Source organism: Microbacterium sp., from assembly GCF_052099035.1.
Lineage (GTDB): Bacteria > Actinomycetota > Actinomycetes > Actinomycetales > Microbacteriaceae > Microbacterium.
In genome coordinates this window covers 1-11,976 of record NZ_JBQDSX010000075.1, presented here as the reverse complement: position 1 = coordinate 11,976, position 11,976 = coordinate 1, and the positions used below count along the sequence as shown (strand labels likewise).

6 protein-coding genes are annotated in these 11,976 nt (G+C 63.3%); 1 reads left to right on the top strand and 5 read right to left on the bottom strand.

Annotated elements, in window-relative coordinates; translation table 11 throughout:
• On the top strand, nt 1-578 hold a 578-nt coding region (locus ACTIAO_RS15285; RefSeq protein ID WP_441907030.1), incomplete at its 5' end, for an IS3 family transposase.
• A 100-nt stretch (nt 579-678) separates the two neighbouring features.
• Here the strand turns inward: ACTIAO_RS15285 and ACTIAO_RS15280 are convergent.
• From ACTIAO_RS15280 to brxC, 5 genes are all read right to left on the bottom strand, one after another.
• Nucleotides 679-1,716: a hypothetical protein gene (locus tag ACTIAO_RS15280; RefSeq protein ID WP_029153788.1), complete on the bottom strand. Its 1,038-nt coding sequence runs from the start codon at nt 1,714-1,716 to the stop codon at nt 679-681.
• Nucleotides 1,717-1,762: 46 nt separating this feature from the next.
• Entirely contained in the window at nt 1,763-3,958 is a 2,196-nt protein-coding gene (gene brxL / locus ACTIAO_RS15275; RefSeq protein WP_029153787.1) for a BREX system Lon protease-like protein BrxL, read from the bottom strand.
• 7 nt (nt 3,959-3,965) lie between these two features.
• Nucleotides 3,966-6,458, bottom strand: coding sequence for a BREX-1 system phosphatase PglZ type A (gene pglZ / locus ACTIAO_RS15270; RefSeq protein ID WP_029153786.1), 2,493 nt, complete (start codon nt 6,456-6,458; stop codon nt 3,966-3,968).
• Nucleotides 6,451-9,930, bottom strand: a complete 3,480-nt coding sequence (gene pglX / locus ACTIAO_RS15265) for a BREX-1 system adenine-specific DNA-methyltransferase PglX (RefSeq protein ID WP_029153785.1) — start codon at nt 9,928-9,930, stop codon at nt 6,451-6,453. The genes pglZ and pglX overlap by 8 nt, the downstream gene beginning before the upstream one ends.
• Nucleotides 9,930-11,976 (bottom strand): BREX system P-loop protein BrxC (gene brxC / locus ACTIAO_RS15260; RefSeq protein ID WP_441907029.1); only part of this gene is annotated, 2,047 nt, incomplete at its 5' end. The genes brxC and pglX, both read right to left, overlap by 1 nt.

Sequence of the window (11,976 nt, the reverse complement as noted above, 5' to 3'; positions counted from 1 at the left end):
CCGCCGTTCACGACGATCTCTGCGTCGTCATCGACGAGCACGGGCGTGAGCGTCACAGGTTCGTGGCGTCCCGGCCGAACCAGCTCTGGCTGACCGACGTTACGGAACACAAAACGAGCGAAGGTCGGCTCTATCTTTGCGCGGTCAAAGACGCCTTCAGCGGTCGGATCGTGGGTTACTCGATCGACTCGAGAATGAAGGCATCACTCGCGGTCCGAGCTGTCCGCAACGCCGTCCGGATGCGCGGAAACGTGAACGGCTGTATCGTCCATTCAGACAGAGGATCGCAATTCCGAAGCAGGAAACTGCGCCGCGAACTCGCCGTCCATAACCTCGTCGGATCGATGGGCAGAGTCGCTTCCTGCGGCGACAACGCGGCAATGGAATCGTTCTTCAGCCTGCTGCAGAAAAACGTCCTGAACCGCCGCTCCTGGACCACACGTGAAGAGTTGCGCATCGCGATCGTGACCTGGATCGAGCGGACCTATCACCGCAGGCGTCGCCAGGTCCGTCTGGGCCGTTTGACGCCGATCGAGTTCGAGACCATCATGAACAACGACCTGGCCCTCGCGGCCTAACTAGAACTGTCACCAGTTCCTACATCAGACCCGGATGGCTCCGACACCCTGCCGGTACACCGCCGCGTGCGATTGACGGCGGAACGACGAGCCGCACAGGTTAGCTGTCCGGAACGACGGCGTTGAGCCGCTGCGCGCGTCGGACGAGATAGTCGCCCGCATTGAGGTCGATCTGACGGCCCCACGCCTCTGGATCGCCGAAGTAGATGTAACTATCAGGAACAGCTTGAACTTCGAATGGGACCGTCCATTGGTTGAGCGGATGGCGGGAGAACAGGACGAGGTCCCTGCCGCCGAACATCACGCTCACATCGTCGACCTCCGAGGCGATGTCTCCCGTGACGTACCGGTACCCGAGGCCCATGTCAGCAGCCACCTGGTCCACGGACTCCGCGAACGGCAGAAAGGCGTGCTGACCGACAAACGTGAACCCGACCACGCAGTCGACTCCATCAACAACAAGGCGGCCACACACAAGCCGCGCATCGCCTCCGGGTCGTCGCCCGTCAAGCCAAGCGTGAGCGGCAGTGAGGTCGCTCGGCTCCTCGGGATGCAGGAGGGCGATCACACCGGGTTGGCTCGGGAGCGGGAATCCTACCCATTCTCCTGTCTCCTCACGGGCAACGATGTCGGGGGCAACTCGAGCGAAGAAATGCAGGACGCGGATCATGGTGGATGTGACCTCACGCCCACGAAGTTCGGATTCGAACTGTGCTTTGAGGATCTGGGTGCTCTTGTACAACCGCTGGTGCGCCGCCGCGGGGATCTCGGCCCAGGATGCGTACACCCGCAGTCCGTGCAGCCCACCGATCAAAGTGTTCGGTTGGTCAGGCGCGACAGGATGCAGGACGTGCTGCGTCACATTCCGCGCGTACCGGAACGCGTCAACGAGATCGGCGTCTTTGTCACGTGGGGAGTCGAACAACGCGGCGTAATGAGCCGCATCAGCGACCTGCTGGAGCCAGTCGTTGAGCACCTGGACCGCTCCCACGAACAGGCGCGCCCGGGTCGCGAGCGCGTCGAGGTCGCCGGTTCGGGCGGTCTCGTTGTAGTAATCACGCGCTGTGATCTGTGCGTCTCTCATCGCGGCGCGGAGTGAAACCGTCTCGTCAGGACTCAGGGTCAACGGAATCGGCATCGCTCACCCTCCGCGCAATTCGTCGTTGGGCGTGCTTCCGACATGTCTACTCGGCCTCTCCGGGGCCGACTACTGGGATCTTCACGTAGTGGACGGTGAACGCCGAGCCGATGAGGCGGAACTCTTGGCGGTTGCGGCCGAAGTCGAACGGGTTGTCGCTCGACCGCTGCCAGATGTCGAGACCCTTGCCGAGATCGATGCGCCAGCCGTGGTTGGTCTCGATTCGGCGGTCGTGGATCGTGTCGTCGAGCCGCACGGCGAGGCGCGCGCCCGCTGCGTCGGACGCATCCTTGATGTCTTTGAGCATCAACAGCTGCCGCTGCTTGAACTCAGCTTTCGGTTCCTCTGTGGTGACGAGGACAACATCGATCTCGTCGGCGTCGTCTTTGGCGGCGGCGAGGAGGCTGAGCAGGTCGGCGAGGTTGCGTCCCTGGTGGGGCATGCGGATGTAGGGGTCCGTGATCGTGATCTTTGATGCGCCGCGAAGGTGTGGCAGGAGCAGGGTCTCGTAGGAAACTCCTCTCTGGCCGGCCGTGAAGTCCAAATGCCCCTCGGCCAGTACTGAGGCTGCGGGCTCCGCGGCCACGTTCGGCGCAGCCGCCGACGAAGCCGTTGATGCCACGGCGGCCGGGGCAGGCTCGGTTGCCGTGGGTGTGGCTTCACCTGACCCGCCGTCGCCGTCGTGCGTTGCGTCCCAGGCCCGCCGGTATAGCTGCGGGTACTGGCTCTCTTCGAGGGTGGCGACGTCGTGCCATACGCCTGCCTTGTCGGCGTAGCGGAATTGGACCGGCGTGTCGCGCATCGTGGCGTCGATCCTCAGGATCGAGTCCTTGACGCGCTTGCGCCCCTCGATGGCGAACTCGAGCAGCGCACGAGCCTCGTCCTCCGTGGCCTCCCCGGTGGGGTGCACGAGCTTCATCAGCCCGGAGAAGGTCTTGCGGATGCCGTCCTGGTCGCGCGTCGAGATCGAGTTGTCGAGAGTGAAATAGTCCTTGTACTTGTCCGAGAAGTCCTCCGACCGCTTCGCACGCAGGATCTCGGCGAGGTAGTCGACGACGAAGCCGTACCCCGCGGAGAACATCTCCGAGCGGATCGGTGCGACCTCCCAGCCGGGGATGTAGTGGTGGATGCGGTCGAGCCAGGCCGGGTCGCGGTAGGCGTCGGGCAGCTCGTCGAATAGGTCGGAGTTCTTGAGCATATAGGGCACGGTGTGGGTGGTGTTGCCGATGAAGGCCATCGAGGCCTCGGCGCCGTAGATGCTCGTGCCGCGCGAGAAGGACTTGTTCGCGAGGTAGTTCTTCATCACGTTGACGAGGTTCTGGTCGGTGCGCCGGTTGGCGGCGAACTCGTCGAACGCGACGCAGTCCCAGTAGCCGACCAGCCCGATACGGCCGCTCGCGTTGTTGACGAACAGCTTGGCGACCGTGACCTCCCCACCGGAGATGAGGATGCCGTTCGGGGAGAACTCGCTGAACGTGTGCGACTTGCCGGTGCCCTTCGGCCCCAGTTCGACGACGTTGTAGTTGCGCTCGACGAACGGGATGAGGCGGGTCAGGGCGATGAGTTTGCCGCGTTCGTTGTACTGTTCGGGGTTGAGGCCGATCGACTGCATGAGCAGGTCGATCCACTCCTCGGTCGTGAACGCCTTGCGGGCCTCGTAGTAGTGATCGATGTCGACGCCGGCGACCTGGATGGGCTTGAGCTTGTCGAGGATCCACGGCACGACGCGCTGGTCGTCGGAGTGGAAGTACTCGATGTCGCAGATGCACCACACGCCGCCGACAAGGAGCTTGGGGTTCTGCTTGACCGTGACGTCGTCGATGATGACGCCCTTGATCTGGAGGTTCTCGAACTCTGCCTCGTGGACGTCGTTCTTCTCGTTGAGTGTGACCGTGACCTTGTCGATGACTCGGTGGCGACCCTTGCGGCGGATCTCCGACTTCACGAGCATGTGCTCGTTGCGGTTGACGTAGTGAGTTGCGAGGATCTGTCGCACGCTGTCGATGCCGGCCTGGATGGTCGCCTCGTCGTCGGATGCCGCATACTGGCCCAGCAGGTACTCCAGGACGTACGACGGCACCACAGCGTTGCCGCGGACCGCCTTGACGAGGTCCTTTCGGACGACGGCACCGGCGAAGTGCTCGTTGATCTTGTCGTCGAGCGCGGACTTCGCCGGGGCGCCGTCGGTCGCCTCAGCTGCGAGCACGTCGATCTCGTCGAGTGCGTCTTCGAGGTTCGTCATGGCTCTCCTAGAAGTCGAAGTCCGTCGTGAACGACCGCTTGATGGTGTAGTTCCCCTTCGAGAACGCCTTCCACTGCGTCGTGTTCGGGATCGGCTCTTCGAGCCGCAGCTCGACGGGCCGGTTGTTGAACTGGTCGGCGTCCTCGGTCAGGTACAACACAGCCCTCTGGTAGCGGTCACGCTGATCGTCTGATGCGCTGTCGAAGGTGAGGACGGGCTGGTCGGAGATCAGCGTGTCGCCGACGTAGAGGCCGAGGCGGACCTGGCGCGGTTGGATCTTGTCGGTGACGGCCTCACGCTGGAGCAGCTTGACCGCGAGCTGCCCCGTGGTGATCTTGTCGGTCTCGGGCATGAGGTCCACGTTCACCGGGCGGACGTCGCTCCTGCGCTTCTTGTTGACCGTGATCACTGGGACGACGATCTCCTGGAGAGATGCGCCGCCGTGGACGTAGCGGGTGCCGGCACCGGGCTGCGGGATGCGGTGGATCGACTTGGGAATCTGGATGTCGACGTCTCCCGCGAGCCCGGCCTGGGCCGAGGTGAACGTCATGAAGGACGGGGAGGGCTTCAGCGAACGTCCGAGTACGTAGCGGCGGTTGGTCTTGGTTACCGCGTCGCCCTGGGGCTTCTCTGAGAGGTAGTACGCCTGCTCGAGCGGGATGTCCTGGTAGAGGAACCCGTGGTCGGCGGTGATGAGGATGTTCGTCGCGTTCGCGTTGGTCCACTTCTTCACCAGGAGCACTAGCTCACGAAGGGTCTCTTCGGCGGCCTCGAAAACGGTCCGCTCGGTTGAGGCCTTGTCGCCCGCCGCGTCGATGCGGTCGTGGTAGACGTAGAAGATCTGGTGCTTCGTGTACAGCTCGCGAAGCTCGTTACCCGGCATAGCCAGCACCTCGGCGGCGGTGATGGCATGCCCCTTGACCGCTTGCAGGACCTTGTCGCGGTTCGCGGTGCCGTTCGTCGGTTTCCCGTCCGCGAGCACCGGCAGGCCCTCGGGGCCGAGTTCCAGGCTCGACTGCGGCAGCAGCGCCGCCATGCCGAGCTGGGTGTAGCTCGGCATCGAGCCGAGCACGGCCGAAAGGGACGCGTCGAACCGGTCCTCGCTGCGGATCATCGACGCGAGTTCGTCGGCGATCTCGTACCGCATGCCATCGGAGATGATCACGACCACCTTGGTGCGCCCGTCCTTGACGACAGGTGCAACGTGACGGTCGAAGAACTTCGCCTGCGGCGAGAGCGCGGCGGACTTCCATTCGCTCATGGGCTCAAGAGCCTGCTGCCAGAGCCCACTGAAGTCGTAGAGGTACTTGTTGGCGTACTGCTTGTCGACCTCAGCCTTGAGCGCTTCGAGCGGCTTCTGGAAATCCGCCGTCTGGTGCGCGTAGGTGAACCAGCGGTAGAGCTGGTCGATGCGGAACCAGTCGGACTGATACTTCTCCAACCCCACGGCGGGTGAAGCGATGGCGTGCGGCAGGCTGGCGATCGCGGCGAGCAGCTCTGAGGCGCTCTGAATGGCCTGGTAGAGCTTCGCGTACTTCGCCTTCCAGAGGCTTTCCTGGCGCTGCCGCACGATGTCGGCAACCTCGCGCGGGGTCACCGACCGGGTAGCGACAGCGGCAGCGAGGTCGACGATCACCTTGCGGTCGATCTCCTCGAAGATCGTGATCCTGGCGAGCTCGCGGTAGTCGCGATGCTCGATTTTGGACTTCACGTCGAGTGCCTCAGCTGCCCGGGATGCGAGCGTCGTCATCGTGTCCTGACTGCGGACGTCGTAGCGGAGGGCGTTGAAGTCGCTGCGGATGTTGCGGAACTCGTCGGGGGTGGTCGACGCGAAGTCTTCGATGGCTCGGCTGAACATCCACAAGACAAAGTCGTCGATCGTTGGCGCCGTGCTCGGATACTTGTAGATGCTCGCGAGCCCGTCCCAGAAGAACTGATCGAGACCGAAGGTGACGAGTTCGTCGAACTTGGTGCTCTTGCCGTCAGCGTTCTCGAGGAGCAGCTCGCGCACGATGTCGGTCAGCTTGTTGCCCGATGCCTTGACGAGCACCTGGCACATCTTGGCGCGAAGGCGGGCCGCATCGTCTCCGTCGTTCAGGAGCTTCTCCAGCGCCTGCTTGCGACTGCTCGCGGCGAAGAACCTCTGATGCCGCTCTATGACCGACAGCAGAGCCGGGTCGTTGAGACCAAGCTCCCGTTGGAGCATGGACGTCTTGTCGGCCGTGAAGATTCCGTAGGCGAGCTCGAGATCGAGCAGCCAGTTCGCCGTCCCGCGAGGGATGTCGCCGGAGCGGTAGACGAGGTGCTTGCTGACGTGATCGGCGAGGATGGTGTTCTTTACGCCGAACTCGTTGTCCTCGACACGGAGGACGTTGACGGGCCCGAGATCGAGCGCATCGAGGTCAGCGGCATACTCGCCCGCGGGATCGTGCCAGAACACGACCCGCTTCGAGGCGAGTCGGGTCTGGAGGGCGTCCTCGACGGACGTCAGATCAGTCACTCGCCGCCTCCAATCCTGGGATTTTCTTGAGTGCCGCGCCGAACTTCGGGTAGTTCGCCTTCACGCCGTCGTCGAGGTCGATCACGACGTTCTCGGACGCCTTCGGGAAGAGCGTGTCGTGCTCGTACTCGTTCAACTCGACGAGGATCTTACGAAGTCGATCTGCTTCCTTCGCGTTCCCCACGCGCTCGGCCTGGTGGAGCGCGGACTCCAGCTTGGTCACATACTCACGCAGGTAGGTCAGCACCGTCGAGACCATCGAGGGTGTGTAGCGATGCATGTAGATCAGGGCGTTGAAGGAGCCCTTGGGGCTGGAGAACATCCAATAGATCGGACGCTTCTTGTACCGCTGGACGTGATCCTTGTAGAACGACTTCACGAAGTAGTCACGCAGGTGCTTTACGCCGAGCGACTCGGTGACGAACTGCAAGTTCTCCTCGAAGTGTTGTTCCCCGAACGCCGCATGCAGGAACTGGCGGAACCGCTCGACGATGTCGTCCTCGAACCAATCGCCGTCCACGATGGGGATGACGTTGTCGGCGTCCGGCGTGAACGTCGGATTTGGCACCTTGGTCAGGTAATCCTGGAATGTGGCACCCTGGTCAGCCAGGATCAGCCCCGGTTCGTCGAGGCTGTACCGACCGAACAGGCAGCCGACCGCGTACGACACCAGGCTTTCCATCGCGTCGCCGCGCATTGCCTGCGCGTACCCGGCATCACTTACATCCGCCAGCTCCACGTCTGGCAACACTGACAAGGTGAGGTCGCGCTGGGCGACGGATGTGTCAAGCTCGGCTCCTACGCCATAGATGTCCGCGGCGATGCGATTGATGTCCTCCTCCAAGGTCATGGCTTCACGAACCGTAGAGCGCCAGGCTGTAGCCACACTTTCGAGGCGCTCGCGAAGCGAAAGACCTACTCCGGTTCGGAGCAACTCCGGCGCTTGGAACTCCCAAGACAGTTCACTGCGCCTAGCGTCGACCATATGAATTTCGATCAGGCGTTCAGCCAAGGCCGCGAGACGCCCATCGAACACCGCCGGCGCCAGCGGGAACTTCGAGACCGGACCGGGATCGAAATTCACGGTGGGCGACAGGCGATTGACCGCTCGATTCATCACGACGGAGTTCAACACGGCGATGACGCCGAGGAGTTCATCGTCAGCGCCGAAGATGCCTCCGCCTCCGCTGCCGAACAAGAACCCGGTGGGATATGCGCGAATCGAGAAGTCGGTCGACGTGACCATCGTCCAACCCAGGGATCGGCGAAAGAAATAGGCGGGGTTCCTAATAGTGGCGTTCCCTCGTGCCCCAACCCCCACGCGCGACCGGATACCAGCGCCACCACCCTTCCAATCGATAACAACCTCTTGATTCCCGTACCACCGACGGCGCTCGCCGCCCTTATTCATGGGAAACCAGCGCGCTGCGCTGGCCGCCGCATCAACTTCGCTCTCGTAGCCCAGTCCAATATCGGCGCGCGCAACCTCGAACCATAGACGGAGGAACCTCGCGTTGTCGCCAGTGTCTAGGCCCTTCTTAACGGCAACCCTGTCGCCGAGCGGCCCAAAGGAGAAGACATGTCGCATGGCATCCGAAAGCCAGTAGGCGATAGGGAAACCGGGTACCTGACGCAAGGCAGCACGCGAGACCGAGTGCACCTCGCCATGTCGAACCAACTCGCGGAACCGTTCCGCCTGGATCGCCTCACCCGCTACTTTCGTGAGTTGCACAAACGTGCCGGTGAGGTCACTTCCAACCGCCAGGACGAAGGCAGTCGTCGACACCACTTCACCCGCGATGCTGTCGAATGCGCCCGACCCGAGATGCGCCATCGTGGCCACGGAACCGGCACTAAGGAGCGATTCACGCAACTTCTCGTACGATCCGAGGAACATCCAGGACTGCATCGTGATCATGCCAACGAGTCCCTTCGCCCCGACCAAACATCTAGATCGGTCGATGAACATCGCGAACGAATCGGACTTGGACTGGGGATATGCCGACTTTGCAAAGTCAGCCAGACGGGGACCCATGTTGCCTGCCCCCATATATGGCGGGTTCGCAACGACCACCGAGTACCCCGGCAGCAGGATCTCTGCTTGGCGGATCACCTGCTGCGCCCAGTCGAGAGCGTCGGCGCGGAGGATGTCTCCCTCGTCGTCGAGGGTCGCGACGTGATGGGCGAGCCGCGCGGTCAGGCCGCGGTCGGGCTGGATGAGGGAGCCGAAGGTGTCGGCGTCGGCGAACTGGTTCCAGAAGGCTTCTTCAGCCTGCTGGTCGCCGTCCTTGGTCACGAGGTAGCTCAGCTCGTCGGCGCTGAAGGAGATCGGTTCAAGCACACAGATGTTCGGGTCGACGGGGTTCTTCAGGAACAGCTTGCGTTTGGCGGCGGCCTTCATCGTCAGCGCGAAGGCGGCGAGCGCACCGGCGCGGGGGTCGATCTCGGTGCCGTAGAGATTGTTGGTGAGGATCAGGCTCGGGATCTGCGACGGCGTGAAGCCCTCCTCTTCGTAGATGGCGTAGAGGAGGTCGAAGGCGTAGGTGAGCATGTGGCCGGAGCCGCATGCGGGGTCGATTACCGTGAGTTCTTCGGGCGTCGTGATCTTGAGGAAGTCGGTCTCTTCGTCGACCGGGGCGATGTAGTAGTCCATCTGGTCGATGAGGCGCGACTCAGGATGGTTGAGCATCCACAGGCGGCCCACGGAGTTCTCGACGAGGTAGCGGACGATCCAGTGTGGGGTGAAGAGCTGGGTGGCGGCGGGGATCTCGTCGGCGCCGGCCTTCTTGTTCTTCTTGAACCCGGCGAAGACCTCGTCCTTCCGCTCGGAGATGTAGAACTGGTAGAGCCAGCCGATGACCTCGACGTCCTGGCAGACCTCCTCGGTGAGTACCTTGACGGAGCGGTTCAGGACGGAGTCTTCGGCGAGCAGGTTGGCGGGGATGAGCAACTCGGTGTAGTCGCCTTCGCGCTCGAACATGAAGGGCATGGACTTGTTCCAGTAGCGGCAGTAGTCCGTGAGGAGGAGCGCGTATGCCTCGGCTTGGGCGTCGACGCCGGGGCGCGGCTGGCGGGTGCCGTTGAGCAGCCCCGCGATGGTCGCGGCGTACGCGCCCTTGACCACGTCACCGTCGATCTGTCCGCGCTTGGCTGCAGCGAGCACCTCGGGTTGGCCGACCTGTTCGGCCGCGGGCGATACGACACCGATGCCGGTGTACCCGTTGGCGTCCATGAAACGCAGGGCGATGATGCGGTTGAACCAGGTGTACGCAACCTTGTCGGCCACGTGCGCCTTGCCCTTGTCGCCGCCGCCCGCGGCGGCGATGGTGCGTTCCAGCGCGGTCACAGCTCCCGGCTGTTCGACACGTTCGGGTGATCCCGGGGCGAGCACAGCGGTGATGCGCGCGCCTACCTCGCGGATGAGTTCGATGCGTGCTGACGTGGCGAAGGACTTGAGCGGTGCGGTGTCCATCAGAGCGTGATTCGCTTTCCGTCATTGAGGGTCGCGACGAGCGCGGCGCGGTACTTGGCGAGGTATGTGTCGACGTCGGCCTGGGACTCCAGGACGCCCGACGCGTCAGGGACGCTGATCGATTTGACTGACACCATCGGCTTCGGCGGCGGAGCGTCGTCATCCCCACCCTGCTGCGCCTCGACGAGCCGGCTCAGCAGCTCCGGGTAGTCGTCCTGCTCGAAGGTTGCTCCGGTCTGGAGGATGAGCGCGGCCTGAGTCTCGCCGCCGAGGCGCGCGAGGATGCTGTCGATCCGCCGGATCGCGCTCTCCTGTGCGGCTGGCGTGGCGTTGGCGTAGTAGGTGCTGCCGAGGATCTCGGCCCGACGATCATCGATCGCCGCGGTCACCTCCGCACGCTTGTCGGTGACGATGTCGTCGATCTGCCCCCGCAGGGTGTCGGCCGCTGTCTTGAGCTGGTTCATCTTGTTGCCACGGAAGGCGTTGGCGTCTGCGAGCAGGGCTTTGACCGTGTCGGCGCTGCCTGTGGGGAGGTAGCCGAGGTTTCCGGCGTTGGTGTTCAGGAGGGCCTGTGTCTCGTCGAAGATCTTGGCCTGCTGGCCGTTGAGGAACGACTTGATGGGGTCGATCAGGTCTTCCTTGGCTTCGAGCAGTTCGTCGGCCTTGTTGAAGTCGGTGAGGTACCAGTCGACCTGCTTGCCGACGACCTCGTCGAGCAGGGCGACGACGCCGGCGAGCTGGCTGACGAAGGGGTACCGGCTGCTGCTGACGAGGGCGTTGAGCTCGTCGCGCCTGGCCGCGAGCTTGTCCTTGCCGAACCGGGCGAGTTCGGTGGGGTCGCTCGGTACAGCACCTTCGTCGAAGAAGTCGGTGCAGAACTTTTTGAACGCGGCGACCTTCGCATGGTCGTACGCCTTCTGGGGCGCGACGACGACGTGCGGGTGCTTGCCGGTGTTGCGGATCAGGTCTGTTACCTCGGTTCGGACGACCGGGTTGGAGTCGACGCTCAGCGCCACCTTGCCATTGCCGACGAGCCATCCCAACACGACTTCGATGGATCCGAGGTCCCACCCGTAGGGCTTGGTCTCGAAGCGGTCGACGATCTTCTTGATCGTCACCTTTTCGCCGAGGCCCGTTTGGGTGATAATCCAGGACTCCATCTCGGTGCCCGGCGAGTTGAGCGCGCTGAGCGTCGCCGCGTCGAACAGCCCCGTTTCGCTTTGGACCGCACCAGCGACTTGCTGCTCGGGGTAGACCTTGCCGCCGAGCAACCCGAGGTTCGTGTGGGTCCGGCTGACGAGCTCCTGGAACCCGTCCGACACCCGAGTCACAGCATCCTGGGAGCTGGAGGGGATCTCGGCGGCGTTGATGATCAACTGCGCCTTGCCGACAGCCTGGCGGAGGCGCTCGATGAGCTCCTTCTCGCGGTCAGCGTTGAGCACCTGCTTCGACTGGAGGATCGCCTGCATAGATGGCGTCGCCCCTGAGTTGGTGCGCTGCTTGGTGTACCTCTCTGTCTTGAGCAGCAGGCGCAGGTCCGCGAGCAGCCGCTTGTCACGACCGAGGAACACCCGCAGCTCGTCCCGGCCCATGCTCTGCGCCGCGATCTCGGAGTCGCTGTAGCTCGTCTCGGGCGTGATGAAGTGAATAGTCAACTCGCGCTGATTCCCCTGGGGTACATCGTCGAGCTTGTAGCCAAACGAGAAGTCCTGGCCGTTCTTCGCGTACTTCAGCTTGTTGGTCTTGAGGATGTCCGACGAGAGGTACCGGAAGAGCTTGCTGGAAACCTCCGCGGAGTCGACGTCGACCGCCTTGATCTCCTTCTCGATCTCCTGCTCCTCGTTGGTGAGGTACTCGTAGACGTTCCCGTTGCGCTGGACATACGACTGCGCCTCCAGCAGGTTGAGCGCCTCCTGCACCTGCTTACCCAACCCGGTGAGGTCGAGCCCGAAGCGGTCGTAGACCAGCACGGTGAGGTTGCGAGGCGTGGCCTTAAAGGTGTCGACGTACTTGACCAGGAACAGCGCCTTCAGCAGTCGGTTGGCG